Below are 26243 nucleotides of genomic sequence, written 5' to 3'. Positions count from 1 at the left end.
TGTAGGAGCGGTCACCGACCGCGACCGCCGTCGGTGATGGTCGCGGTCGGTGACCGCTCCTACGCCCTACCGACATCCGGTGTTCCTCAAGCGATAGTCGGCCGTATCTCCGGTTCCCTCTCCCCTGCCTCGACCATCCGCCGCATCAGACGCTCCGCCAGTTCCGCCCGGACCTTCGCATACGCCGGATCGACCACGAGGTTGTGCTTCTCGTGCGGGTCGGCCGGCAAGTCGTAGAGGAACTCCTCGACGTACACGTCGCTGCCGGGATCGCTCCAGCCCTTTCTGCCCGGGGCCACCACCGAGTACTTCCAGCGCTCCGTCCGTATGCACCGCCCCACCTGTGACTCGCTGATCTGCGCGAAGACTTCCTGCGGCCACTGCGGGTGCGGGGACGCACCCGCCCACGCAACGGCCTCCTGCAGCGGCCGCCCAGCCATGGTGTCCGGCACCGGCACCCCCGCCGCGGTCAGGATGGTCGCCGGCAGGTCTATCAGGCTGGCCAGTTCCGGCCGGACCTGCCCCCCTGTGAAGCCGGGCCCGCGCAGCACCAGCGGGATGCGCAGGCAGCCGTCATGGCAGCAGCGCTTGTACTCGCTATTGCGGGTGCAGAAATGGCAGCCGTGGTCGCTGGTGTAGATGAGCAGCGTGTCGTCCAGCAAGCCCTGCTCGGACAGCAGGCGCTCGATGCGGCCGAAGTTGTGGTCCAGGCTCCAGCATGCGCCCAGATAGTCGGGGAAGTTCTCGCGCCAGTCGCCCTCGGTGCCAACCAGATCGCCGGGCACATCGTAGTCGGCGAAGCGCTCCGCCGACCCCTCCGGCCCGACGAAGCGGTGCATGTCGTTCTGGTGGTGGGGCTCAATGTGGGAGATGAACAGGAACAGGGGGCGCGTGCGGTCGCGGCCGGACAGGTACTCCAGCGTCCAGTCGGTCAGCCGGTCCACCCGATAGCCCGTGAAGTCCCGCTGCCGCCCCTCCCCGTCGAAGACGTGGCCCTCGAAGGGGTGTGAGGTGAACTCCAGGACATCGGAGGCCAGCCAGAAGTCGCGGTAGCCGCCGCGTCGCTCCACCGGTACCGGTTGCTCGCGGAAGTTGTGCTCGGCGTCGGAGGCCAGGTGCCACTTGCCGATGTACGCCGTCTCGTACCCGGCCGCGGCCAGGTAGCCGGCGACCGTGGGCTGATCCAGCGGCAGGGCGCGGTTGTTGGTGAAGCAGCCCAACTCGGTGGCGTACCTGCCGGTCTGCAGGCAGGCCCGGGCGGGCCCGCACACCGGTTGGCAGGTGAAGGCGGACTCGAACCGGACCCCCTCCCCCGCGACGCGGTCCACGTTCGGCGTGAGGGGCAGTCTCTGGCCATAGCAGCCACAAGTGTCCCACCGCTGCTGATCGGAGAAGAAGAAGACGATGTTGGGGCACGAGGGCATCCTGGGCTCCGGGTGCACTGAGGTGACGAGCTGTCGGGTATGCTTGAGCACGCCGAGCCATGATCCCTGCAACCGTTGGAAATGTGGCTTCGCTACACAACTGTTTGACAGGGGCATAGCATTCCCATAACATGGAGGCAAGCGCAGGAGAGCGCAGACCATCATCGGAGGTGTGCTTACACATGGCCAAACGTGGGTTCACGCTTATCGAGTTGTTGGTTGTCATCGCGATCATCGCGATCCTCGCCGCAATCCTCTTCCCCGTCTTCGCCAAGGCCCGGGAGAAAGCCCGGCAGTCGAGCTGTCTGAGCAATGTCAAGCAGATGGCTCTGGCCCTCCTGCAGTACAGCCAGGACTTCGATGAACGCTTTCCACGCGGCGATAGCGCCGGCTGGGGCGATGCCGTGAGCGGGTGCGCCGGGTGGCCCAACTGGCCGCATGGCGGCTACGTCGATCCGTGCATGGCCTATGTCAAGAACGTGCAGATCTTCTTGTGCCCCAGTGACAGCACCCGAGACTGCCTAAGCAACGCCAACCCGCCCATCGATACCCATACCTTCGGGTCAGACTACCTGCCGGGCACCTACCCAACCCAGCAGCTGAGCTACATGTTCAACTACATGCTGTGGCAGAACAACTGGACTCAGGCGCAGATACAGTTCCCGTCCGAGACAGTCCTGATCTGCGAGGGTGCTCGCCGGCCCTACATCTACCTGAACACCACCACCGGGATGCTGGACCACACGCAATCACGCTTGCGGGACGCCTGCCGCCACAACGAGGGGATGAACGTCGGGATGGTGGATGGCCATGCGAAGTGGTTCAGGGCCAACGCACTAAGTCTGGTTCGCTACCAGTAGGCTCACGAGGTTCCCGGACGCCCGGGCGGCATTCGCCGTCCGGGCGCTTTTGTGTTATCATGGCCCTGCGCTGCGCCTCGCGCTCCTGACCCATGTTCGACTCCCACGCCCACCTCAATGATCCTCGCTTCGCAGACGACCTCCCGGAGGTGCTGGGGCGCGCGCGCCAGGCCGGCCTGCGGGGCTGCGTCGTCGTCGGCTATGACCTGCCCTCCAGCCGGGAGGCGCTCAAGCTGGCCGAGGCAGAGCCCGATATCTGGTGCGCAGTGGGCGTACACCCGCACGATGCCGACGACGTGACGCCCGAGGTGCTGGACCAGCTCCGCGAGTTGGCCCGCCACGAGCGCGTGGTAGCTCTCGGCGAGACGGGACTGGACTACTACCGCAACCTGTCGCCGCCATCGCTACAGCGGCAGGCCTTCGCGGCGTTCATCGGTCTGGCGCAGGAGCTGGCGCTGCCGCTGATCGTGCACTGCCGGGAAGCGCAGGAGGATTGCCTGCGGGTGCTTGACGAATGCCGCGATCCGGGGCAGACTATCGTCATGCACTGCTTCGCGGGGGGGATGGAGTTCGCGCGGCAATGCCTGGAGCGAGGCTTCTTTCTGGGGCTGGCGGGAACGCTGACCTATCCGAAGGCGTTCGCCCTGCGGCAGGTGGCCGCTGAGGCCCCGCTGGCGCAGCTGCTCATCGAGACCGACTGCCCCTGGCTCCCGCCCCAGCCGTACCGCGGCCAGCGCAACGAGCCCGCGTACGTGCGGTGCGTGGCGGAGGTCCTGGCACACGAGCGCGGGATGAGCCTTGAGGACGTGCTCGCACACACGACGCGGAACGCACAACAGGCCTTCGGCCTGACGGGAGAGCCACTTTGATCGCAGCCATCATCCAGGCCCGCATGGGCGCCACCCGCCTGCCCAACAAGCCCACCGTTCCCATCGCTGAGCATACGCTCCTGGGCTGGACGATCCTGGCGGTGAAGGCCAGCCAGCTTGTGGACCAGGTCGTGGTGGCCACCACCGTCAGCCCCGATGACGACCAGGTGGAGGCTCACGCCCGCGAATATGGTGTGGAGGCGTTCCGAGGCAGTGAGGACGACGTGCTGGACCGCTTCCTGCAGTGCGCGCGCCACTTCGCGGCCGATGTCATCGTGCGCATTTCGGGGGACTCACCCCTGTGGTGCCCGTGGGCCAGCGACTTCGTCATCGCGCAGCAGCAGGCGGCGGGCGTGGACTACGCCTCCAACTGCATCGCCGATGTCTATCCGCTCGGGGTGCAGAGCGAGGTCTTCACCACTGAGGCTCTGGCCGCCAGTGTGGCGGTCGCTGACCTGTGCACGGACCACGAGCACGCCACCCCGGCCCTGCGTCGCCACTACCCGCGCTTCAGCGTCCTGTCCGTCCTGGCGCCCGAAGCGCTGCAGCGCCCGCAGTACCGCCTGTGTGTGGATGACCAGGATGACCTCGCGGTGGTGCGCGAGCTGTTCGATCGTCTTCCCCACACGCCGGACCTGCCACCGGACCTGCTGGATGTGTGCCGCCTGCTGGACAGCGACGCGGCCCTGCGCGACCGCAACTCGCGGACCGTGCAGAAGTACAAGACGGGCCAGGACATCACAGCCCAGGTCCCGAAGGTGACGCTGCCGTTGAGCGCGCGTGAGGACTACTACGAACAGGCTCGGGCGGCCGAGGCGTAGCTACCCTCTTCGCTCTCCCACGGTCTGGTGTCATGCGCTACCTCCCCCTTCTCCTGGTGCTCGCGCTCTCGGCGCTGGTGTTCGCGCAGGTGGCCGGCCACGACTTCCTGTCGTGGGATGACGACGTCTTCTTCTACCAGAACCCCAACCTGCAGCCGCCGACCGCTGCGTCGCTGCGGGCCGTCTGGACCGGCCCGTACGCCCATCTGTACGCCCCGGTGACGTACACGGCCTGGTGGCTGCTCGCCCGCGCCGGCGGTGCGACCGCCGCGAATGGCCTGTGGGCCGTCCCGCCGGCCGTCTACCACGTCGCCAACCTGGTCGTGCACCTGGCGACCATCGCCCTCGCCTACCTGCTGTTGCTGATGCTCACGCGGAGCCCCTGGGCCGCCGGAGTGGGCGCGATGCTGTTCGGGCTCCATCCGCTGCAGGTCGAGGCGGTGGCCTGGGGGTCGGAGCTGAAGGACCTGCTGGGGGGCTGCTTCGGACTGCTGGCGTTGCTGCTGTACGTACGTGCCAGAACGGGAGGGACGCCGGTCGGCGGGGTCCCTGTCGGCTGCGCCGACACCTCGCCCTCCTCTAGCCCGCCGTGGACCAGCAGCGGGGCGGCTACCTACGCCCTTGCCACCCTCGCCTTCGTCCTGGCGGTCCTGTCGAAGCCCAATCTGGTGGCTGTGCCCCTGGTGGCCCTGGCGGTGGACTGGCTGCTGCTCCGGACGCCGCCGCGGCGCGTGCTCGTCCGGGTCGTCCCGTGGCTGGCGCTGGCGGCGGTTCACGCGTTCCTGACGCGGGCCGTGCAGCCCCCCTCGCCGCTGCTCACGCTCCCCCTGTGGCTGCGCCTGTTCGTGGCCGGGGACGCGCTGGCGTTCTACCTGGCCAAGCTCGTGTGGCCCCTGAAGCTGGCGGCGGACTATGGTCGCACGCCGCAGGCCGTGATCGGCCACTGGTGGGGTTACGCGACGTGGTTGGCCCCGGCGGCGCTGCTGGTTCTCGCGGTGGTTCTCCGCCGGCGCTCGCGCTGGGCGCTGCCGGGGCTCCTGTGGTTCGGATTCGCGCTACTGCCCGTGCTGGGGCTGTTGCCGTTCGACTTCCAGCAGTACTCCACCCCCGCCGACCACTATGCCTACCTGGCAATGTGCGGTCCGGCGCTAGCGCTGGCCGGACTGGCGCTGCACCTGAGGGGGTTCTACGGCCGGCTGCCGGTGCTGGTGCTGCTGGCCCTGCTGGCGGCGCAGAGCGGCCTGCAGACGATGACGTGGCAGACCAACGACACCTTCTGGCGGCACACGCTGGAGGTCAATCCGCGCAGCTACCTGGCCCACAACAACCTCGGCGCGGTGTACCTGCTGGCGGGCAGGCTGCCGCTGGCGGCCAGGGAGTTCCGCGCTGCGATAGAACTGCAGCCGACGGATGCCGATGCGCTGGTGAACCTGGGGATGGTGCTGCTGCGGATGGGGCAGCCGCAGGAGGCACGCGACGCCCTGGAGCGCGGCCTGCAGGTGCGCCCCGGCGATCCGAAGGCTCACCTGATGCTGGGCATGATCGCGCTGCAGGCCCACGACTACCCGACGGCCCTGGAACACCTGCAGACTGCCGTCGCGGCTGACCCGCAGAACCCGGCGGCGCGCGCTGAGCTGGCCAGAGCGCTAAGGGCGCTGGGCCGCGACGACGAGGCACAGTCCGTGCTGGGGGGCGGCCCGTAGCGGCGCGATCCATCGCGCCCCGGAGGGCACCACCCTCTGCCGTAGGGCAGGCGGCCTCGCCTGCCCGTCCCCGTCGAGCGCGGGCGAGGCCGCCCGCGCTACTGGTCTGTGAGGTCCACTCCCCAGGCCCCGACGCTAGTTCACGAACATCCGGTATTCCTCGAGGTTGACCGGCAGCGGCATTCCGGTGCGGATCGACTCGATGGCCCGGAGGCTCAGGTACGTGGCCTGCGCCCCGGCGCGCTCGTCTATCGGCGAGGGCTTGTCTCTGATGATCGCGTCCACGAAGGCGTCGAGCAACTGATAGTGCCCCTTGTCGGGGAATAGGTCCGGCCAGACGGTCTTGCCGCTCTCGGCGTGGACCTGCGCCCGCCGCTGCAACTTGGCGATGTAGCCGCTCAGGCCGCCCTCCTCCCCCACCTCGGGGCAGTCGTCGAACTGCAACGGGAAGGTCTTGCGCTCGAACCCCGCCGCCCCGTACGTCTCGGTCTCCACGAAGCACAGGTTGCGGAAGAGCGCCGCATGGTCCATCAGCTCGAACAGCTCCTTGGGGTACTCGAAGGTGCCCACGGGGCTGAACATGATGCAGGCGCGATGGCCCTGCGCGCCGGGGACGGGCGGGGCGAAGTCCAGGGAGACGATGTGCGACAGGCGCGCCGAGCCGGTCGCATAGACGCGCGTGGGCGTCTCCTCCAGCAGCCAGCACGCCAGGTCGAGCCAGTGGCACGTCTCGCCGATGATCTGTCCCCCGCCGGTGTGCCAGTCCAGATGCACCGGCCGGTAGGTGCTGCTCTCGTCGTTGATGCGGATCATCAGCATGGAGGCTTCTTCTTCAGGCAGCGGCGGGCGCTTAGCGTCCTCGACGAACTGGCCGTCGGACACCCCCGGACTGGCGCGGTGGGCCATGTACTGCGCCTTCATGTGCTGCATCGAGGGGCTGAAGCGGCGGTTGTAGTCCACGCACAGCTTCGTGCCGGCGCGCTTGACGGCCCGCACGATCTCGTAGGACTCCTCCATCGTCATGGCCATCGGCTTCTCGCACAGCACGTGCTTACCGGCCTCCAGGGCGCCGATGACCATCTCGAAATGCACGTCGTGGGGCACCGAGAGGATGATGAGGTCAATCTCCGGGTCGGCGAAGACCTTCGCCGCGTCCGCCTCGGCCTTCCGCGCCCCAAAGTCGCGCACGGCGCCCATGCGCTTGTCTTCCGAGCGGCTGCACGCGGTGACGAGGTCCACGCGGGGGTTCTTCACGCAGTTGGGGAAGTGCTCGGAGCGGGCGAAGGCCCCGCTGCCGATCACGCCCACACGCACCTGATCCATGTCTGCTCCTCCAGTGCGGGTGACAGCCCGCCCTACTCGCCGCGCTCGGCGACGATGTCATAGTCGCTGCCGTTCCACTTCAGGTCAAACTCCCCGACCCACTCCGAAGCGGGCGGCCCCACCGCAATCGTCGCGGTGGTCCAGTCGTCACTGTGTTTCATCACCTTGGTGACCCAGCCCTTGTCGCAGCGGCTTAGGGCCTTGGCGACGGCCTTCTCCCGAGATGGCTGCTCAGTCGCGGGCGTAGTCTCCTCGGCGCCGGAGTCATCGCCCTTGACCTCGGACCCGCTCTCGCTGCCGGGCTTCTCCTCGTCCGTGGCGCCCTCCGAGGTCGTCGCAGGCTCTTCGGGGACGGGCTTGGTCGTCTCCTCCTGCAGGACCGGCTGCGGTCCCTCGGTGCGGTGGCTGAAGTAGAAGAACCCGCCGACGACCGCGCCGGCGATCAGGATGAGGAGGAGACACCCACACCCCAGCAGCACCCACAGCCACGGGAAGCCCCGCCTGGGTCCCTGCGGGGGAACGCTCGGAGGCCCGCCGGCATAGCCGGTCGGGGGCACGTACGGTGTCGGCGGCGGGGGCGGCGGCGCCTGTACCAGCCACACCAGGGGCGACGAGGGACAGGCTGTAGTGGCAGGACCGGACGCCATATCGTGACCTCACATTGCCAGAGTGCCCCTACTGTTCACCAGGGCGCGCCCGCGTTCCTGCCTGAGGAAGGGGTCCGGGGGGGCGATGGGCAATCTCTAGGAGCACTTTGGGCAGGTGATGACATGGCTGGTTTCGCGCTTCGTTCCGCCAATGAGGTCGTCTTCGGTTCCGGCTCCCGCAAGCAGGCCGGGCGACTGGCCGCAGCCCTGGGGCAGCGCGCGCTGCTCGTTACGGGACGGGGCGCCGCCCGCCGGGGGCTGGTGGATGACTTCCGGGGGATCCTCGCAGGCGCGGGGCTCCAGGTCGCGGTCTTCGACGCGGTCGAGCCCGAGCCTTCGCTGCAGACCGTGGATGCGGGCCGAGAGGCACTGCGCGCGCATGGTGCTGATGTCGTGGTGGCGGTCGGGGGCGGCAGCGCCATGGACGTGGGCAAGGCCATCGGGGCGCTGGCGCTGCATGAGCGGGGCGTCGAGCATTACTTCACCGGCGGCCACGAGATCACCGGCTCCGCCGTGCCGGTCATCGCCCTCCCGACGACCTCCGGTACGGGCGCCGAGGTGACACCGAACTCGGTCCTCAGCGACCCCGATACGCTGCACAAGGCCAGCATTCGCGGCCTGGCGCTCATGCCCCGTGTGGCGATCGTGGATCCGGAACTCACCCTCGGTCTCCCCGCGCAGCAGACCGCCTTCTCGGGTCTGGATGCGCTCGTGCAGGCGATCGAGTCCCATACCTCCACGGGCGTGAACCTCGTCAGCGACATGTATGCCGAGGAGGGGACGGTGCGCCTGGCCGGCTCGCTGCGCCGCGCAGTGGAGGACGGCTCAGACCTGGCCGCGCGCGAGGACATGGCCCTGGGGAGCCTGCTGGCGGGCCTGGCGCTGGCGAGCGCCCGGCTGGGCCTCGTGCACGGCCTGGCCCATCCCCTGGGCGTCATGTGCCATCTCCCGCACGGTCGCGTGTGCGGCTGGCTCATGCCCACCGTGATGCGCTTCAACATGGAGGCGGCGCGCGAACGCTATGCCCACCTGGCCGGCCGCATCGGCCTGGAGCCGACAGCCGAGGCCTTCGTCGCCTGGTTCGGGCAACTGGCCGCCGACCTGGGGGCCTGTGGGTCGTGGCGCGAAGCGGGCCTGACGGAGAGCGCGTTCGAGCGGCTTGTGCCGGTTGTCGTCTCGGCCGGGTCCAGCAGGTTCAACCCACGCCCGCTGACGGACGAGGGCGTACGCGAGGTGTTGGAGACGCTACTTGGCGCGTAGGCAGATTCGTCCCCGAACCCGCAGGCTGTGGGTGCGAGGACGCACCCACCTACGCGACACACGGGAGGTCCGGCGATATGGAGCTTGTCAACGAGAGCGAACGGGAGTTCCGGCATGGCGATCACGGCCCCAAGTACATCTTCCGTGGGCCGCAGTTCGAGTGGGGTGTGATCGTCTTCAAGCCGGGGCAGGAACTCGGCCGCCACTGCCACAACCACGTCGAGGAGCACTTCTACTTCCTCGAGGGCAGTGGCGAGATGATCGTGAACGAGCAGACCGTCGCGGTCAAGCCCGGCGACGTGGTGCGGGTCGAGGCGCCGGAGTGCCACAACATCGCCAACACCGGCGAGTGTGACCTGCGGCTGATCTTCATCAAGTGCCCGTACATCCCGTCGGACAAAGTGGATATGTAGGCGCGTGGGCCGGGACATCCTGGACCGGCCCACGCGTCATAGTGTCACCTTCCGCCCCTCGGCTGAGGACCGATAGGCCGCCTCGATGACGCGCAGCACCTGCCACGCATCCACTTCGCTCGCCGGCAGCGGACCACGTCCCTCGACGGCCGCCAGGAACTCGGCCAGGAAGTCCGCCGAGTAGCCGGCCCGGGCGCTCTGGGGGGCTGGGTCCACGACAATGTCCCGCTGCCAGCCCGAGGGCACGAAGTCGGTGTTGCGCGTGCGCAGGCGGTAGCCGGCGGGTTGGGCGCGCGGATACCACGTCAGCGCGCCCTGGCTGCCCTCGAACTGGAACTGCATGTCACTGTTGTCATAGCCCCCCGACGCGCGCAGCAGGTACCCTGCCCGCAGCATCCCTACTGCCCCGTTGTCGAACCGCAGGCAGACATTCGCCACGTCCTCGACGTCCACCGCCGCGGGGGTCTGCGTGGCGCACATGGCGGTCACCTCAACCACCTCGGACCGCATCAGGAAGCGCAACAGGTCCAGCCAGTGGCAGCCTAGCCACGTGAGGATGCCGCCCGCGCTGTGCTCCTTGTGGAAGAGCCAGTTGTCCGGCCCCCGCGCCAGCACATCGGAGGTGATCCATGTGCACTGGAAGGAGTACAGGTCGCCGATGGCGCCGCACTGCAGGACGCTGCCGACCTCACGGGCGAGGGGCTGGCTCCGGGTGGAGTAGCACGGGCAGAAGTGCACGCCATGCTGCTGCGCCGCGTCCACGATCCGCTTGAGCTGCTCCGCGGTCTGCGCGCCGGGCTTGTCGCCATAGACCCACTTCCCTGCCTCGATGGCGCGCAGGTTCCATGCCCCGGCCTCGCTGTCTTTGAGCATGATGGCGAGGGCCGGGACGCCCGGATCCGATAGCAACTCGTCCGGCGATGCAACCACCTCCGCCTTCGCCGAGTTGCCCGCCGCGCGCTGGGCCGACGCGGGGTCCTCGTCCCACACGAGCAGACGCGTGATCTCTGGCGCGTTCTCGAGGGCCTGCAGATGCCCGCCCGCATGGGGGTGGTTCACACCGATGACACCAAGGGTGAGGGACATGCCTTGCCTCCTACAGATGAGCGGCTCTATGGTCAAACGCCGTAGAGGAGTTCGATAGGGTACTGCTCCAGAGGCATCTTCCGCAGACGTCGATCGCTGTTCCTGAGCCAACTCATCACAGCGTCAGGCGGTAGGAAGACGTTCTCCAGGCGGAAGCCGGTGAGTTGGGACAGAATCTGCGCGTAGTGAGACGGATTCCACTCATCGAACACGGGCTTGCTGCTGAGGCCCTGGAGCGAAGCCTGGACCACCGTCTTGGGGTCGGTGTCGATGGTAACATACTTGGGCACGCGGTTGAACAAGCGCGCCTTGTAGAGCACCTGCGCCATCAGTTCCGTGAATTGCAGAGGGTGCAACTTCAGACGCTTGACCCCCAAGCTAGCGAACAGTTGTTGCTGAGCTCCCCCGTCCTGCAATGCTGCCACGATACCTACGCTGCCCAACCGACACCCGATGAACATGGTCGCGTAGTTGTCACGGAAGTCCCACCGAAATCTGATGTCCTGTGGTTCCTGTGTGTGTACTACAAGCACCGACGCCGGGAAGAAGCCAGGGAAGTCCATTGGCACCCGCACGCACTGCAGGAAGAGGTGATGTGTCCGGAATGCTTGCAGTAGGGTCCTAGAGGCGATTCGCCCTGGCTTCTGCCCGGTGACGTCGAGGGGCAGAAACAGATCGCGGTACAACATCCCATAGAATATCTTGCCCAACCACACGAACAGGTCCCGTGGGTCAAGGTCGCGCACTCCCTTGGCACCCTTCCCAACGGCTTGGCAGACCCTCGTCTCTACGGGCTGCAGGCAGCCATTGTTGCAGTCGCGACAGCACGGGATTGTCAACTGGCGGTACGGGCTTGAGGTACCGTTTGGCAGCACGATCCGCTGGTTCCATAGGTCAAACCGGTTCTGAACCCACTTTGGGATGACATGCTCATCTGAACGGTTCCTCGACCCAAGCCGCCGACCGCACAAGAAGCACGTGCAGCGCCCGAAGCTCCGATGGAATACAGCATCGAAGAACTCATTCGCCGCCTTGTCGCGCATGGTAGTCGCCCCCAAAGCAGACCATCTACAGCCACGGGCAAGGCGGGATGGCCACCGGCAGCCCCGTCTCGATGCTCTCCTCGCCCGCCGCGGCCACGGCCGTGCAGTCGCGTGCGGCCTGCACGTCGGCCAGCGGCTGGGCGTCGCCGAGCAGGCAGTCGAGGAAGTGCTCCATGATGAGCCGGTCGCCGCCGCCATGGCCGCCGCCGGCCGATTGCGGATGCCACTCGTCCACATGGTCCGTGTTGCGGTACGTGCACCGGATCAGGAAGTTGCACTCGTTGTTGTAGAAGCCGTACATCTTCCCTTCGGTGCCGAAGAAAGTGAACTCGCGGGTGTATTCGGGCGTGAAGTGGCACTCGCTGTACTGCCCGCGATGGCCGTTGGCGTAGTCAATGATGAGCATGGAGTTGTCAGCCACATCGCACTCCTGCGCGAACACGCAGCGGTCGTCGGTCTCGACGACGGCGCCGTAGTCCATCACGAAGCGCTCGTGGTTGATGAAGTACTCGCACCGCTGCTCGCACGCGCGGCACCGCTTGTCGTTGGGCTCGCGCTGCCCGTAGAAGTCCAGCCCGCCGCTGCCGTAGACCTTCACCGGGCTGCCGCCCATGAACCAGTTGAGCAGGTCAATGGTGTGCGTACCCTTCTGCAACAGCAGGCTGCGCACGTAGTCCTTGCGGCGCATGGCGTTGTGGTAGAAGTACTGGCCGCCGACGGACACGTTGTCGAGCGCCTGGCCCATCACGATCTCACCGATGCGGCCGTCGTCCACCAACTCGCGCATCCGCGTGAACAGCGAGCAGTGGCGCAGCTCCAGGCCGATCATGAACAGCCGCCCCGATTGCTTCCAGGCACGGATGATGTCATCGCAGTCGGCCACCGACTGCGCCATGGGCTTCTCGAGCAGGCAGCTCTTCCCCGCCTCGAAGACCGCGACGGCGTTCTCGCGGTGCGACTTGTCATTCGAGGCGACCACGACGGCGTCCACATCGGGCGCCTTGAGCATCTCGTGGTAGTCCTGGTAGTACCGGATGCGGTCGCCGTACTGGTGCTTGAGCAGCGCCAGGGGCTTGTCCGACGGGTCGGCCACCGCGACGAGTTGTGCGCGCGGGTGCTGATCGAAGGCCTGCGCGAAGTAGCGGCCTCGCCCACCGAGGCCGATGACGGCGATACGTGCTTTGTCCATGTTCAGTCCTCAACCAGCTTCTGGTCTTCCGGCACGGCGATCTTCACATTGCCTACCTGCCGGAGGGTGATGTCCTGGTAGCTCTGCGGGTCGGGCAGCCCTGTCTCGGCCAGGCGCTGCTCCAAGAAGGCCTGCGTTCGCGCCTGGAAATGTGCGAGCAGTTCCGGCTGCTCGTCGGCCAGGTTGTGCTGCTCGCCCGGGTCGGCCTGCAGGTCGTACAGCTCGAACGGCGGGCGCTTGTGCAACTCGTCATACAGCGACTCGAAGTACTTGTAGCGCGGCGTGCGGAAGCCCCGCTTCTTCATCCAGGCGCACTCGGTGATGTAGACGGCGTCGCGGTCGGTGACCGCTCCCACGCCCTCGTCGAGAGCAGGAAGCAGGCTCCGCCCCTCCATCTGCTCCTCCTGGGCTGCGTCCGCGAGGCCGAGGAGGTCGAGCACCGTCGGCGCGAGGTCCACGTGGCTGCTCAGGCCCTCCCGCACCTGCCCCCCGCTGAGGCGCTCGGGGTGGTACATGAGCAGCGGCACGTGCAGGTTGGTCTCATACAGCCCGTGATGGTCGAACCACATCTGGTGCTCATCGAGTTCCTCACCGTGGTCCGAGGTGATGATGATGGCGGTGTCCTGCCCGCCTTTCATCCGCTCCACTTTGGTGAAGACATGCGCCAGCGCCGCGTCCACGTAGGCGATCTCCGCGTCGTACTGGGCCTTGGGGAACTCCACATCGGTCAGGCCCGGCATCCACTCCTGGAAGTAGTACTGGAAGGCCGGGTAGTTGTTCATCATCTCGTGCGCGCTGGTGTTGCCGGGGTCCTTCTCGTCGCCGGGGTAGAACATGCGACTGAACGGCGCCGGCGGCAGGTACGGCGTGTGCGGGTCCCAGTAGTGCAGGAAGCAGAACCACGGCTTGTCCTGCTGCTCGCAGGCATCCAGCACGCGCAGCGCCGTACCGTTGACGGCCTCGGCCTTCAGCCACGCGCCGGAGGGATCCTGGTTCCAGTTGTAGCCCTCGTACAGGTCGTAGCCGCGGTTGAACCAGCGGCCCATGTTGTCGGCGGCGGCGGTGAAGTATCCCCGGCGCTGCAGCACCTGGGGCAACAGATGGACGCTCTCGGCCAGATCCACCTTCCCGCCCTGGGTGACGATCTGATGGCTGAGTACGTCCTTCCCGCTGAACATGGTCGTGTAGCCGGGGTGCGTGGGGATGTGCGGCGAGATGTGCTGGGCGAAGCGCACCCCGCGCGCCGCCAGCGCATCCAGGTGCGGGCTGGTCACGCGATCGTGCCCATAGCAGCCCAGGCGGTCGGCGCGTAGCGTATCAATGGCGATGAAGACGATGTTCATGTGAGGCCTCGGGATGCGGGATGCGGGAACGGCGGACGGCTAACGGCGTCTCGAGATGATGAACACGGGATCGGGCGATATCGGGACAGCCTCCGTGTAGATCGGCTGCCCGAACATGTCTTCCACACGCAGGGCCTCGGCCCCTACGGCGCGACGGTCCGTCGCCTGCTCAGTCCAGAAGATGTCAACCATGTCGTCGGGGCCCTCGAGCCGCATGACCCAGTGGCCGTTCGGCGACAGGCCGTGGCGCACCAGCTTGCGGCCGTGCAGGATGTTGATGAGATGGGCGTACGCGACGTATGCCGGCTTGGGCGCGAGGCCGAACTGCTCGTGGTGCACGAGGCCGAAGTTGTTCTCATTGTAGGTGAGTTTCAGCCCGTCGTCCTTGAAGTCGTACCAGCAGATCTTCTGCGCGCCGTTGGCCCGCGCGATGAGCATCATGCGCACAAGGCAGCGCGCCTGGTGTAGCCAGTCGCTGCCGCGGCCGTCGAGTTCGGTCGGCCAGCCGATCTCCGTGATCCACAGTGGGAGCTTCTTGCCGGCGGCGGCCTCGGCGCGCTCGGCGTCGGTCGTCAGATGCTTGGCGAAGCCCTCGCCCGGCAAGCCGGGGTACATGTACGGGTGGATCGAGAAGCCGTCCATCGCCGCACCCGCGCCCTGGCCCATCATGTCCCCGAAGGCCTTGCCATCCCACTCGCCACCGATGCCGATGACCGTGGCCTGCGGGTTGGCGGCGCGCACGGCCTTCGCCGCCTCCAGATACAGCGGGGCGTAGTCCGCCGCCGTGCCTTTGCGCCCGCCCATGCCGCAGCCCCCGCACCACTCGTTCCATACCTCAAAGAAGCGGATGGCCGGCAGCTCCGTCGCCAGCGTCGTGGCGTACCGCGCGAACGCTGCCCGCGTCTCGGGTGTCAGCGGGAAGTTGCCCTCGTCGTAGAGCTTGTTCGCGTAGTCCAGGATGATGAGCGGCTCGAGTCCGAGGCGCCGGCCCTCGGCGATGTACTCACGGAAGCGGTCCGGCACAGCGAGCTTGCCCGGCTCACGCTCGACGTTGCCCCATGAGATCTCGTCGCGATAGAACTTGATCCCGGCGCGGGCGATCATCGGCATGACCGCCAGCGGCCAGTGCTGCCCAAAGTGCGTCGAGACGCCCCACGGGCTCGTCTGGTCCTGCGCCGGCGGCGTGGGCAGGACGGCGAAGCGGAAGTCCGCCCACGGCGCGTCCGGGGCGCCCTCCTTGCCGGCCAAGCGCAGCCGCAGGTCGTACGCGCCCTGCTCCTGTGGCGCCAACTCCAGCGGCGTCGGCGTTGTTGCCGCCAGCGTGACCGCCTGCGTCTTCAGCGTCTTGCCAAAGGGGTCCACCAACGTGGCCGACAGCCGCACCGGCAGCGTAGCCATCGCCTTGTCCGCCGGGTCCGGGGCCGTCGCCAACGTGATCGGCTGGTTGAGATCATATACCAACAGGCTCTGCGTCGGAGGCACGAAGAGCTTGATGCCGTGCGGCTGCAGACGTTCGGGGACGATCCGGTACGAGCCGAACTCCGCGATGGTGAGTTCGCCCTGCGCCGTGGGGCTGTTGACGATCTTGTCGAACACGAACGACGCCACCCGGCACGGCCGATCGAGCTTCCCGTTGTTGTCCCCGCCCCAGTGTACGCCGGGGTTGTCCAGACTGGCAACGCCCAGGACCCACTCGCCGGGCTTGAGGTCGCGCAGGTTGTACTGGAAGCACTCGCCGTTGGCGTCGAGTACCCGGAGGCGCGCCGGCAGCCGGTGCCCGCGCATGGTGTATCCGGGGGGCATCGGCACCCCCGGCGGCGGTAGAGCGGGCTGTGCTGTCGGGTCGCCAGCTTTCATCCACAGCCCGACGGCCGTCGCGCCATCCGGGATCGGGATGTTGCCGGCGACATCCACGTATTCGAGGCCGGGGCGGCCCGTGAACGTGTAGATCACGCGCAGGCCCTTCGTGCCCGGTGCGCGTCCCTCGCCCGTGGACACGCTCGCCTGCGCGCTCTGGCCGTGCTCCGCGCCCTTCCACTTGGTCGCATCATCCAGCGGATCGAGCACCGCCACCCGCTCGTATGTCTGGCCGAGGTCCTGGCGCGTGGGCGGCGGCTTGATCTCCCGCCAGTCGTCCGCCAGTGATAGGCTGCAGACAACCAGCGCGAGGGCGATGGAGAGATGGTGGAACACGGCTCGGGCTCCTCTACAGGGGCGGGACTTCCACGATCTGCCCGGTCGCCATGGACTCCAGCGCCGCGAAGGCCACCGCGCCGGACATGTAGGCATCGAGGATCCCCTCGCGCGGGTCGTCGCCGCGCTTGAGACGATCCAGGAAGTCATTGGTCAGGCACAGATCGTGGTGCTGGTGGCCGTAACCCTCCGGGCGCTCAACCGGCACGATCTCCGTGGGCCGGTCCGGCAGCGGCATCAGCTCGATCTGGTAGCTGTCCATATCGCAGCGGATCTCGCCGTGCGTGCCGATGAAGGTCATCCGCCGCTGGCCCTGCGGCGACACCATCGTCATCGTGTACGACAGCTTCATGCCGTTGCTGTACTCCGCGGTCAGGCTCGTCGTGTCGGTGGTGTCCTTGTCCACGTTGTAGACGCAGTAGTCGTCGGGCAACACCTGCGGGCCGGCCGTGTGGTAGAAGCGGTCGCGATATGCCGGGCCCTGGTCGGTGTAGTACAGGCAGTCCTGCGTGACGGTGCAGTCCTTGCAGAACTGCGCCGCCTCGGGGCGCGGCCGGAAGACCTCCGTGCCCCCGAAGGCCGCCACCCGCAGCGGGTACGCGCCGGTGATGAAGTTGATGAGGTCGAAGGTGTGACAGCCCTTGTGCAGCAGCATGTCCCCGCTCATCTTGCGGAAGCGGTTCCAGCGCCGCATGTAGGTGCTGCCGTGGAACCAGCCGACGGCCTCGTGCGTGATGCAGGCGATCAGCCTGCCGATGACCCCGCCCGAGATCAGTTCGCGCAGCTTCAGCGCGCACGGGTCGTAGCGGAACACGAAGCCCAGGTGCAGCAGCTTGCCCGATCGTTGCGCCGCGGCACAGATCGCGCGCACGTCCTCAGGGCTGGTCGCCACAGGCTTCTCCACCAGGCAGTGCAACCCGGCCCCGAAGCAGGTCTCGGCCGGCGCGCGATGCGCATAGTCGGGGGTGCAGACTAGCACCGCGTCCACATCATTGCGCCGGACCAGGTCGTCTACACTGGTCAGGCGCGGGACATCCGTGAGCGCGTTGCGGTCGCAGAAGGCGTTCAGGACTTCCTCGTTGCGGTCACACATGGCGGTCCACACGGCCCGCGGCTCGGCCATGCGCTTGAGCACATCCACATAGATCTGTCCCCGGCCGCCAGTGCCGACCAGGGCGAAACGGACTGGGTTCATCTTTGCTCCTGACGGGCTCCGAGGCGACGCGACGGCAGGGCCTCAGTCGAGCTCATTGAGTCTGGTCTCCAGGCGGTCAAGCACCAAATCCCTGAGGAACGCGTAGAAGTCATCTGCGAGTGGAACGACTGCCTGCGCAACATGGTCGGGGGTGAACGGGACGAAGCGGTACTCGCCCGTACTCCTGTCCTGGTAGTTGATCTCGTCCGTGCCGAAGCTGTCGTGATCTGCCCACACCACGTCGCCTGTCGGAGCATGGAAGCAGACCGCGTTCCCACCGATGGAGGTGGCGAATGGCATGTAGCCGTACGGGAAGATCCGTGTCCCAGGTGTAAGCTCCTGGATCTCCTCCCGGATCGCGTCCAACGGTAGCACACGAACGCCGGAGGCTTCGTACATCTCCCCGGGCGTCAGGCCACCGAGGTACCTCCCGAATTGAGGGTGAGCAATGAACGACTCCAGCCCCTCATTGAGAGCTTCATGCTCTCGGATGATAGCCGGATCGTGCCCGCCGGCGCGCATCGAGGCCACATCGTAGCCCAGCTGTGATCGCAGGCCATCTGCGTCGCGCGAGACAGGGGGTCTGCCGGACTTCGCCCGGATCATGGCCGTAAGCTCATCCATACAGTGCGCTCTCTCCGCCCAGCGAGTTGGGGCGGCCGCTATGCCCGGCGAGCGGGCACAGTCAGCCTACCATAGTTCTACGACCCCTGCCCGGTCCACCCGGAAGATCTCCGCTCCCGTGCCGACCCAGGCGATCCACAGGTCGGCATTGTGGTGGCGGAGGCCCAGGTTGAACCGCAGCCGCTTGACCTGCGCGAACTTCGGGCCCAGGACACTCAGCGGCAGCCGCCACTCGGCCGTCCACTGGTCCTTGCCCTGCTTGGCGGCGTACTGGGTGAGCTTGTCCAGCGCGGCGCTCTGCGCGGCGTCCGCACCGCCCACGGCCACGAGGCTCCGCGCTCCGTCCGCGCCACCCCACTGCACGAGGATGGGCGAACTCACCTGCGGATCGCCGCTCTGATAGGCGATCTCCATGCCGTCGCCAGAGTACGGCGCGCCACTCAGTGTCAGCTTGTAGTTCGGCAGTGTGTTCACGCAAACCGCCACGTACAGGAACTGCGCGTCGCGCGCGGCCATGATGGCCCCCTTCGGACCGCTGATCGGGGCGCCCATCGCGTCCTGCTGCAACGTTGCCACCCGCGTCTTGTCCGCCCATGGCCACTCGCTGACATCGCCGTCGAGCTTGATCGCCTTCGCCAGCTTCGGCGCCTTGAGGATCGGCGCCGCCGGCGCCTCAACCTTGCGCAGCACTGCCGTCACGGTCTGCGGCGGCAGGGCCTTCTGCACCGGCTTGGCGGTGCAGTTCTGGAAGACATTGCCCTCCGCCCGGCACGCGTCCCAGAGGCCCTTGACGCTCTCGGCCACGGGATTGCCGCAGGTCTCGAAGATGTTGTCGCGCACTTGCAGCGGCAGCGGCTTGCCGAAGCGGTCCGGGTACAGCGACAGGGCCGCGCTGCCCTCGTCAGTGAAGCCGCTGAAGTGATTGCCGGTCAGGTCGAACGCGCCCCTGACGGCGACCGCCTCCTTCGCTGGTGTCTCACCGCGGGAGATGAGGTTGTCGGCGAAGCGCGAGGTCAGGCTGCCATAGCCATCGAGTGTGACCGGCTGCACGCAACTGGTGATCGTGTTCGCGGTCAGGCTCCAGTTGGCCCCGGCGGTCGGGAAGACCTCAACGCTGTCCCCCACCTTCAGATCGAAGGGCTTGTCGAGGATGAACTGGCAGGTCTCGGGGTCGAACTCCTTGATCGTGCCCCGCCCGATGCGGTTGCCGCCGCGGATGAAGCTGACGCCCCAGCCCCGGTAGCGGTGCGACTGGCGCCGCTCCAGGGGGATGGTCCCCGCGACCACGAAACTGGTCGGGCTCACGACTTCCGTGATCCGCCCACTGCCGAGGCCGACGCTCAGCCCCTTCCCGCAGTTGCGGATGAGGTTGTCGTGCACGCTGAGGTTGACGGCCGGCTCGCGCAGGTCAATGGCTGTCACGGCCGGGTCCATCGCGCCACGCACATAGAACTGGTTGTTGCTGACGGTGACATGCGAGCCGCTCACGAGCACGCTGGTGCGCGCCTTGGACTGGCCGGTCACGTCGGTCATGTCGAAGATGTTGTCGCTGACTGTAGCGATGCCGGCGGTGAGGTCACGATTGCTGTTCACCCCACTAATGTCCACGCCGCTGGAGCCGAAGTTGATGAACAGGTTGTTGCGGATCACGACCTGCGAGGCGCCGGCAGCGGCGCGGATGGCTGCCCCGCCATAGCAGATGTTGCCCTCGAACACATTATCGGCGATGATGTGCTGGCCCGAGCCGAGCTGCTCGTAGCGCTCGTCGCGGCTGCGGATGTTGCCCATCGCCACCGTGCCGGCGTTGCGCACGTAGTTGCCAATGAACCGCACGAACCGCGACGCCCCCTCCCACGTGCAGCCGCCCACATCCACCACCCGGCAGTACAACACGCTCGTGTTCTCGGCCATGTCATTGTTGTTGAAGGCGTTGCGGCCGCTATCCGTAACCGAGCAGCGCAGGTACGTGATCTCCTTGGTGTACTGCTTCGGTTCCGGTTGGTTCCAGGTCCGCGAGCGTCCGCCGGAGTAGAAGCATTCGCCGCTCATCTTGGAGGCATGACAGTTCTCCAGCAACACCCGCTCGGTGTTGGACACGGTCATGCCGTGGCTGGGCTTGAGGTAGAAGCCCCATACGGCCAGAGCGCCCATGAGCCGCAGCGACCCCGCCTGGTCGCGCGCGTCAAAGCCGGTGTTTCCTAGCATGCGGAAGTTGCGGATGGTGACTTCCTTGCCGTCCTTGAGGTTGAAGCACGCCCCCTCGCCCTCGCTGATGTCCAGGACGCTGTCCACACCGTTGAGGCCTTGGAGGACAATGCCCTCGGCATTCTGCACGACCAGCGGGCGGGCGAGCATGTACCATCCGGCGGGGAAGAAGACGTTCCGCTTCTCCTTGAGCCCCCGGTCAATCGCGGCTTGCAGCGCCTCGGTGTCGTTGTGCCGCACCACGGCATCGTCAGCCCCGCGCGTCGGCGCATCGCGCAGCGTCACCGTCTTGCCCTCGATCTTCTCGATGACGGTCAGCAACTGATCCCGCGCGCTGAACGTCACCGCATACCCACTGTCCCAATCCAGTTCGCCGAACTTGACCTCTGTGCCGCCGTTCAGCGGCTGCCAGTCGTGCGTGATCGGCACCTTGCTCTGCTTCCAGGTCCGCGTCAGGTCGTCACTCCAACGGAAGGTGGCCGGGTTCGCCCCGTCAATGTCGAGGATGTAGACGGTCCAGCTTCCCAGCGACCCATCGTAGCCGCGCACCTGCACCGTATCCGCGAGCGCCTTGCTGGCGGCGTACTTGGCCCGCGGGCCCCACAGCGTCCCGTGGCTGATCTTGATGTCCGCGCGGGAGACCATGACGCCCTGACCGACCTTGAAGTCGCCCGGATCGGCCACGCTGATGTCCTTGGAGCCCGCTGTGAGAGTAGCCTTGGTCTGGAACTTGGAGCCCGAGGCGCCGCAGTCCAGGACGTTCAGCCATGCCCCCTCCGGCTGGGCAAGGGCGATGGATGACACGAGCGCGGCCAGCAGTACCAAGTGTCGCATGATTCCCTCCGATGGGAACGGCATGTGCGCCGCTGGCGCACGTCTCACGGCACTGACCTTCTCCTCACCCCTACCCCTCTCCCGCCGCTTGCTGCGCAAGCGCCCGGAGAGGGGCACCGTCCGCCACCTTGGTGGCTCCGCAGGCACAGCGTGCCGCCCCAGAGCCGTTCTCCCCTCTCCGGCGCGCAGTCGTATGCGCGCGGGAGAGGGGCCGGGGGTGAGGCCCTCCGTCACCTACATCACATTCACATCCACCCCACCCGCCGTCTCGCGCGCCTCCCCGCTCGCGAACTCCCCGTCCGCGAACTCCAGCTTCACCACCAGCACCTCATTGCACAGCTCGTTCACCGGCAGCCGCTTGAGGTGCAGGCATGGGGTCTGCGTCACATGCTCGCTGGGCAGCACGTCCACCGCGCACTCGACCGGCCGCCCGTCGTTCAGCAGCGTCGCCCGCACCGGCGGCGTCTGGATTGGCTTGAGCTTCACTGCGTCAGTCACCGGGTCGCGGTGCAGGTGCACATAGACCGTGTTGCCGCGCCGCGTCAGCAGCACCTGCCGGTTCTCGGTCAGCGCCGAGGCGGGCTCGACGTCGAGCAGTGACTCCTGGACCGTGTTGTACCAATGCCCCACGCGCCGCAGGATGTCCTGCTGCACGGGCGCGATCTCACCCTCGCCGGTGGGGCCGACGTTGAGCAAGTAGTTGGCCCCGCGCGCCAGGTAGCGGTCAATGCTGCGGATCAGGTGCCGATCGGTGTAGTAGTCCTCGTCCACGCGCCAGCCCCAGCTCTCCAGGCCGACGGATTGGCAGGCCTCGGTGGGCCGGTCGAAGGTCAGGACTTCCTCGCCCGAAGGGTCGTAGTCGCGCTCCGGAGTGCCGAAGTCGCCCTCGTCATAGCCGCGGTTGTTGATGACGATCCCCGGCTGCAGGTCGCGGATCAGTTGGTTGATGCTCGGGTCCACGTGCTGGGGCACATTCATGTCCCACCAGAAGCCGTGGATCTTGCCGTAGTTCGTGCACAGCTCGCGCACTTGGCCGCGCAGGAAGTCGAGGTACTTCATCAGGTCCGGCTCATCGCCCGGCTGCGGCGGAAGCTCGTGGTGCCGCCCCTCGTTGGGGTAGTTCGGCTGGTGCCAGTCCGCGCACGAGTAGTACAGGCAGAGCGGGAAGTCGCGCCGGTGGCACGCCTCGGCCAGCATCCCCACGAGGTCCCTGCCGTACGGCGTGTTCATCGTGTTGAAGTCCGTCAGCTTCGTGTCGAACAGGCAGAAGCCGTCGTGGTGCTTGGTCGTCAGGCAGAGGTAACGCATCCCGACTTCCTCGGCCAGATCGAGCCAGGCGTCGGGGTCGAACTTCACCGGGTTCCAGCGTTCCGCGAGCTTCACATACTCGGCCCGCGGCACGCGCCCACGCCACTGCATCTGCTCATGCCACCCGGCCACGGCATAGATGCCCCAGTGCACGAACATCCCGAAGCGCTTCTCGAAGAACCAGTCACGTCCGTCGCCGAAGTGGTGCATGAAGTGCCTTTCCTGGAACGCGGGTCTCCAGACCCGCAAGCCGTTAGGGCCGTTCCGCCGCCACACACCCCACATCCCGCGGCCCGATGGCCACCGGGATGATCGCCTGCCCCTTCACGATCCGGGGCTTGATCACTGCGCCGGTGAAGGCATTCACATAGCGCGTCCCGGCCTGGTGCGGGATGCTTAGCAGGTCGCCCCGCATCGTGTGGAACTCCGCGTTGAACAGCGTCCACACCGTCGTCTGCTTCCCGGTGAACTGGTTCGCATACACCGTGGGCATGAGGGTCGGCACCAGCGGAGCGACCTTGTCCGAGCAGAAGGCCTCGTCGTACTTGTGCAGGATCGCGAAGCTCTGCTTCAGGAAGTTCCGCGCCTCGTCGCAGTAGTCGCGCTGCGGGTCCTGGTGCAGCCAGATCGCCTCGCCGTTGAAGAATGGCCACTTCAGCAGGTCCCAGCCGCCTTCGATGAACGGGTTGTAGCTGACGAGTTGGAAGACCTTGAAGTCCGGGAACATGAAGCGGAACAGGTCCACGCGGTGCGGCGCGAGGACGGGGTCGTCACTCACGACCGAATAGCCCAGCGCGCCGTCCTGGTACTGGGCATGGACATCGTTCGGCGTCTCTTCGGTCAGGTTCGCCGTCTGCGGCGGCATGGCGGCGCGGATGGCCTGTGTCGTCCCGGCCTCGCCGCGGATCGGCGCCGCGGGGACGGGGTGCCCGTGCTCGCGCGACCAGCAGGTCTTGCCGGGGTTGACGAAGCCGTACTGGTCAATGTACATGCCATCGGGCTGCAGCTCGGCCGCGACGCGCTTGTACGTGTCGGCCAGGTGCTGCCGCCACGGCAGCGCCGCCGCGCACATCATCGTTTCGGTCTTCGAGCCCGGCCACATCATCGGCGAGCCGTCCTGCAGGCGGATGCAGTTGGCCGCGACGTTCTGGCTGCCCCACACGCCGCGGTTGTCGCACAGGTAGCCCTCGATGTACACGCCCATCCGCACGCCCTGGTCCTGGGCTTCCTTGAAGGCCGCGCGCATGGCCGGCAGCCCGCCCAGCTCGTCATAGTGGTTGTAGTCGCCTACGCGCCCATACTTGCGGCTGTCGCCGAAATCGAAGACATGCAGGTAGTCCAGGCAGCCGAAGGCGTCCTTGCAGCGCTGGATGCGCTCGGACATGCGCCACTGCCCGGTCTTCGGGTCGCGCAGTTGGCTCCACGCGAGGGCCTGCTGGTAGTAGAAGACCTCCTGGAACCAGCGTTTGCGGGGGACCTGGGGCCTGAACCAGGATTGCGCCCACTGCCGGTACATGCCCAGCGCCGCGCGCCAGTCACCGAAGTGCCCGCGCAGGGCGGTGGGCACTGTCTCGATCTTGGCGCCCGGCTGCACCTCCTGCTGCCAGTACTCCATCTTCCACGTCACGCCCTCAGCGTCTTTGCTCATGTTCCAGAAGCGGTAGACGTCGTTCAGGTCATAGGTCAGCAGCGCCAGCCCACCGCTCTGGGGGTTGAAGACGTCCGCGACCTGCAGCGGGTATTCGCCGCCATAGGCCTTCCGCTGCGCCGTCGGGCGGTTGCTGACGAGCCCGCCCTTGCGGCAGTACAGATACCACGTGTCGTCTACGCTGCCGATCTTCATGCCGCGCAGCAGGGGGAAGTTGACGATCGGCTTGATGACGGTCGAGCCGACGTTCGCCACGTCGAGCCGCATCAGCACCTGGTCGTCCTCCAGCGTCACAACCAACTGCCCCGCCACAGCGGCCCCGCCGGGCCGGCCGTCGACCGGGATGGTCAGCGTCCGCCCCTCCAGCTTCGGCGTGCCGACCGTCACCTGCGTCGAGTCCAGCAGCGTCTTCCCGTCTGCGATCTCGAACAGCGGCCCGGGCTGCACCGCCAGCTTGACGATCGTGTTGTACGGCGACCCCAGGCGACGGACGGCCAGCCCCCCTTCGGTCTGCAGGTCCAGGCACAGGTTGCGGCTCTGGATGAAGTACCCGCCCGTGATGGGCTTGATGGCAGCCTGCGGCACGGGCATTGCGAAGACCATGGGCTTCGGCGCCGGTGGGAGCGCCTGCACGGCCGGCGCCACCATCGCGGGCTTCCCCTCATTCAGCGTCACCGCCGCCAGCAGGAAGCTCCCGCTCTCCATGCGGTTGATGAGGCTCAGGCGCTGGATCGGCTGGCTGCGCAGGCCGGTCAGACAGTACACGTCCGGGCCGCGCGACACCTCGAACTGCCCCGACCCGCACGCCAGCGGGAACATTTCGTCGCTCATCCCGTCCGCATACTCAACGCGCACGCGGAAGCGCTCCGGGTTGCGGAACACGTCCATCGGCACGGGGTCGCCCATCCTCGCCGCATCGGTCGAGGGCAGGCGCGACAGGAGCAGCAGGTACGCCTCCGTCGCCGCCTTGCCGCCGACGGGCACGCTGGCCGTCTGCGCGATGTCCGGCGGCGTCTGCAACACGTCCTTGGCCCCGGACAGGACACTGAACGGAATGCCGCGCGTGGTCAGCTTGCCGGCGGGGAGCCACGACTTGAGGCCGTTGGCCCGCAGCTTCGCCTCGGCCGGCGCGTTCGCCACGGGTGTCAGGTCAACCGTGCGGAACTGCGCCAGCTTGCTGTTCTCCCAGCCGCTCCGGTACGGCAACACATCGGCCATCTCCAGCAACGGGCGCTTGGTCGAGAAGCGAATGCTGTCTATCCACACGTCGCCGCGCGTCTGGGCTGTGGAGACCTGCAGGGCCATGTCCACAGCCTTGAAGTCCTCGCCCAGCGGCGTGATCGCCACATGCCACTCGCCGTCGGCCTTCAGGGCACGCAGGTCCAGCGGCCGGGCGAACCGGTCGGGCATCCCGCCCCCGCCGCTGCCCAGCCACACACAGTAGTCGCCCCACGGTGCCGTGCCCCGTGCCTTGTAGCGCACCGCCGCAAAGCGGAACGGCGACAGGTCCAGGGGCTCCCTGAGCTTCGTCGAGAACTTCATCCCCGCGTCCTGCCCCTCGGCCCACAGGTGCACGGCCCCCTCGGCCACGTCAATCCCGTAGCGCGCCGCATCGGCCGCCAGCCAGTCCGGCTCGGCCTTGGGCAACGGCAGGTCCGTCAGCTTCACGACCGCTTCCTTGGCCTCCGGCGGCGCGGCTGGGACGACCTTGGCCCCTGCCGGGATGTCATCCTGCAGGGCGATCGTGTCAAACGCCAGGTACGCCGGGGCCTGCTTGCACTGGACTTCCACCACCAGCGCCCGCACCGCCCCGGTCACGCCGCGCTGTACCAGGTCCACCGCCAGGTCATGCCACTGCCCGTCAGCCGCTAGATCGCGCGGATTGATGATCTCCAGCCCTTCCCGGCTGCCATCGAACGCCCACAGGCTGTAGCCGCCCCCGCCCAGGTTCTGCGCCCTGTAGCGCACCACGAGATACGGGTAGTAGCCCGAGTCGAAGGGCTGCAGGGGCAGCTCCCACTTCATGCCCTTGCCGGTCTCGTCGACTTGGAGCGTGTTGACCCCGCTGGCAGCGACAAGCTGCGCTTTCGCCGTCGGGTTGGCCAGGTAGCTGGGGCGCATCTCCCAGCCGGGATCGGTGTCGAAGCCGAGGGGCAGCTTCGCCTGCGCCCAGGCAACGGTAGCGACAAGTAGCACCAGACAGCAGAGACGTGGTTTCATGGCGGTGGTCCTGACGACAGAGTTCGGGTGTTCTT

General features: G+C 67.2%; 19 protein-coding genes. 6 read left to right on the top strand and 13 right to left on the bottom strand.

Going from position 1 to position 26243, the window contains the following annotated elements; all coding sequences use genetic code 11:
- Positions 1-86: 86 nt before the first annotated feature.
- Positions 87-1424: a sulfatase-like hydrolase/transferase gene (locus LLH23_16380; protein MCE5240039.1), complete on the bottom strand. Its 1338-nt coding sequence runs from the start codon at positions 1422-1424 to the stop codon at positions 87-89.
- A gap of 182 nt (positions 1425-1606) precedes the next feature.
- On the opposite strand from LLH23_16380, the gene LLH23_16375 reads away from it, so the two are divergent.
- From LLH23_16375 to LLH23_16360, 4 genes are all read left to right on the top strand, one after another.
- Positions 1607-2284 carry a DUF1559 domain-containing protein gene (locus tag LLH23_16375; GenBank protein MCE5240038.1) on the top strand — a complete coding sequence of 226 codons (678 nt, stop codon included), beginning with the start codon at positions 1607-1609 and terminating at the stop codon, positions 2282-2284.
- 92 nt (positions 2285-2376) lie between these two features.
- Positions 2377-3153, top strand: coding sequence for a TatD family hydrolase (locus LLH23_16370; GenBank protein ID MCE5240037.1), 777 nt, complete (start codon positions 2377-2379; stop codon positions 3151-3153).
- Entirely contained in the window at positions 3150-3974 is an 825-nt protein-coding gene (locus LLH23_16365) for a glycosyltransferase family protein (GenBank protein ID MCE5240036.1), read from the top strand. The genes LLH23_16370 and LLH23_16365 overlap by 4 nt, the downstream gene beginning before the upstream one ends.
- A 32-nt stretch (positions 3975-4006) precedes the next feature.
- Positions 4007-5677, top strand: a complete 1671-nt coding sequence (locus tag LLH23_16360) for a tetratricopeptide repeat protein (protein MCE5240035.1) — start codon at positions 4007-4009, stop codon at positions 5675-5677.
- Between the two features lie 135 nt (positions 5678-5812).
- Here LLH23_16360 and LLH23_16355 read toward each other — a convergent pair whose 3' ends face one another.
- Both LLH23_16355 and LLH23_16350 read right to left on the bottom strand, forming a co-directional pair.
- Positions 5813-7000 carry a Gfo/Idh/MocA family oxidoreductase gene (locus LLH23_16355; protein MCE5240034.1) on the bottom strand — a complete coding sequence of 396 codons (1188 nt, stop codon included), beginning with the start codon at positions 6998-7000 and terminating at the stop codon, positions 5813-5815.
- Positions 7001-7032: 32 nt separating this feature from the next.
- Positions 7033-7647, bottom strand: coding sequence for a hypothetical protein (locus tag LLH23_16350; protein ID MCE5240033.1), 615 nt, complete (start codon positions 7645-7647; stop codon positions 7033-7035).
- Between the two features lie 123 nt (positions 7648-7770).
- Here LLH23_16350 and LLH23_16345 point away from each other — a divergent pair, with 123 nt between their 5' ends.
- Both LLH23_16345 and LLH23_16340 read left to right on the top strand, forming a co-directional pair.
- The gene (locus LLH23_16345) at positions 7771-8907 is read left to right on the top strand and encodes an iron-containing alcohol dehydrogenase (GenBank protein ID MCE5240032.1); all 1137 of its coding nucleotides are present in this window, start codon (positions 7771-7773) and stop codon (positions 8905-8907) included.
- A 77-nt stretch (positions 8908-8984) separates the two neighbouring features.
- Entirely contained in the window at positions 8985-9320 is a 336-nt protein-coding gene (locus LLH23_16340) for a cupin domain-containing protein (GenBank protein ID MCE5240031.1), read from the top strand.
- A 36-nt stretch (positions 9321-9356) separates the two neighbouring features.
- Here the strand turns inward: LLH23_16340 and LLH23_16335 are convergent, their stop codons facing one another.
- The 10 genes from LLH23_16335 to LLH23_16290 form a co-directional block, all read right to left on the bottom strand.
- Positions 9357-10406: a Gfo/Idh/MocA family oxidoreductase gene (locus tag LLH23_16335; protein ID MCE5240030.1), complete on the bottom strand. Its 1050-nt coding sequence runs from the start codon at positions 10404-10406 to the stop codon at positions 9357-9359.
- A 32-nt stretch (positions 10407-10438) separates the two neighbouring features.
- Positions 10439-11152 (bottom strand): hypothetical protein, encoded by a 714-nt coding sequence (locus tag LLH23_16330; protein ID MCE5240029.1) that lies wholly within the window; start codon positions 11150-11152, stop codon positions 10439-10441.
- A 322-nt stretch (positions 11153-11474) separates the two neighbouring features.
- Positions 11475-12638, bottom strand: a complete 1164-nt coding sequence (locus LLH23_16325; protein ID MCE5240028.1) for a Gfo/Idh/MocA family oxidoreductase — start codon at positions 12636-12638, stop codon at positions 11475-11477.
- Between the two features lie 2 nt (positions 12639-12640).
- Complete coding sequence (locus LLH23_16320; protein MCE5240027.1) at positions 12641-13981, bottom strand: sulfatase-like hydrolase/transferase; 1341 nt, start codon at positions 13979-13981, stop codon at positions 12641-12643.
- A 39-nt stretch (positions 13982-14020) separates the two neighbouring features.
- Positions 14021-16174 carry a cellulase family glycosylhydrolase gene (locus LLH23_16315; GenBank protein MCE5240026.1) on the bottom strand — a complete coding sequence of 718 codons (2154 nt, stop codon included), beginning with the start codon at positions 16172-16174 and terminating at the stop codon, positions 14021-14023.
- A gap of 13 nt (positions 16175-16187) precedes the next feature.
- Positions 16188-17369, bottom strand: coding sequence for a Gfo/Idh/MocA family oxidoreductase (locus LLH23_16310; GenBank protein ID MCE5240025.1), 1182 nt, complete (start codon positions 17367-17369; stop codon positions 16188-16190).
- A gap of 42 nt (positions 17370-17411) precedes the next feature.
- Positions 17412-17993, bottom strand: a complete 582-nt coding sequence (locus LLH23_16305; GenBank protein ID MCE5240024.1) for an SMI1/KNR4 family protein — start codon at positions 17991-17993, stop codon at positions 17412-17414.
- Positions 17994-18059: 66 nt separating this feature from the next.
- Positions 18060-21032, bottom strand: coding sequence for a hypothetical protein (locus tag LLH23_16300; GenBank protein MCE5240023.1), 2973 nt, complete (start codon positions 21030-21032; stop codon positions 18060-18062).
- Positions 21033-21266: 234 nt separating this feature from the next.
- A complete protein-coding gene (locus LLH23_16295; GenBank protein MCE5240022.1) occupies positions 21267-22550 on the bottom strand; it encodes an alpha-L-fucosidase in 1284 nt (427 codons plus the stop codon).
- A gap of 43 nt (positions 22551-22593) precedes the next feature.
- The gene (locus LLH23_16290; GenBank protein ID MCE5240021.1) at positions 22594-26208 is read right to left on the bottom strand and encodes a DUF6259 domain-containing protein; all 3615 of its coding nucleotides are present in this window, start codon (positions 26206-26208) and stop codon (positions 22594-22596) included.
- Positions 26209-26243: the final 35 nt, after the last annotated feature.

Source organism: bacterium (genome assembly GCA_021372615.1).
GTDB lineage: Bacteria > Armatimonadota > Zipacnadia > Zipacnadales > UBA11051 > JAJFUB01.
The sequence above is the reverse complement of the archived record's forward strand: the minus strand, read 5'-3'. Positions and strand labels throughout refer to the sequence as shown.

Bases quoted from the DNA above. Each gene is read 5' to 3' on its own strand.
- LLH23_16360 (MCE5240035.1), top strand. From the start codon at position 4,007: ATGCGCTACCTCCCCCTTCTCCTGGTGCTCGCGCTCTCGGCGCTGGTG.
- LLH23_16325 (MCE5240028.1), bottom strand. From the start codon at position 12,638: ATGGACAAAGCACGTATCGCCGTCATCGGCCTCGGTGGGCGAGGCCGC.
- LLH23_16305 (MCE5240024.1), bottom strand. From the start codon at position 17,993: ATGGATGAGCTTACGGCCATGATCCGGGCGAAGTCCGGCAGACCCCCT.
- LLH23_16340 (MCE5240031.1), top strand. From the start codon at position 8,985: ATGGAGCTTGTCAACGAGAGCGAACGGGAGTTCCGGCATGGCGATCAC.
- LLH23_16290 (MCE5240021.1), bottom strand. From the start codon at position 26,208: ATGAAACCACGTCTCTGCTGTCTGGTGCTACTTGTCGCTACCGTTGCC.
- LLH23_16295 (MCE5240022.1), bottom strand. From the start codon at position 22,550: ATGCACCACTTCGGCGACGGACGTGACTGGTTCTTCGAGAAGCGCTTC.
- LLH23_16375 (MCE5240038.1), top strand. From the start codon at position 1,607: ATGGCCAAACGTGGGTTCACGCTTATCGAGTTGTTGGTTGTCATCGCG.
- LLH23_16320 (MCE5240027.1), bottom strand. From the start codon at position 13,981: ATGAACATCGTCTTCATCGCCATTGATACGCTACGCGCCGACCGCCTG.
- LLH23_16310 (MCE5240025.1), bottom strand. From the start codon at position 17,369: ATGAACCCAGTCCGTTTCGCCCTGGTCGGCACTGGCGGCCGGGGACAG.
- LLH23_16345 (MCE5240032.1), top strand. From the start codon at position 7,771: ATGGCTGGTTTCGCGCTTCGTTCCGCCAATGAGGTCGTCTTCGGTTCC.
- LLH23_16335 (MCE5240030.1), bottom strand. From the start codon at position 10,406: ATGTCCCTCACCCTTGGTGTCATCGGTGTGAACCACCCCCATGCGGGC.
- LLH23_16355 (MCE5240034.1), bottom strand. From the start codon at position 7,000: ATGGATCAGGTGCGTGTGGGCGTGATCGGCAGCGGGGCCTTCGCCCGC.
- LLH23_16300 (MCE5240023.1), bottom strand. From the start codon at position 21,032: ATGCGACACTTGGTACTGCTGGCCGCGCTCGTGTCATCCATCGCCCTT.
- LLH23_16370 (MCE5240037.1), top strand. From the start codon at position 2,377: ATGTTCGACTCCCACGCCCACCTCAATGATCCTCGCTTCGCAGACGAC.
- LLH23_16380 (MCE5240039.1), bottom strand. From the start codon at position 1,424: ATGCCCTCGTGCCCCAACATCGTCTTCTTCTTCTCCGATCAGCAGCGG.
- LLH23_16350 (MCE5240033.1), bottom strand. From the start codon at position 7,647: ATGGCGTCCGGTCCTGCCACTACAGCCTGTCCCTCGTCGCCCCTGGTG.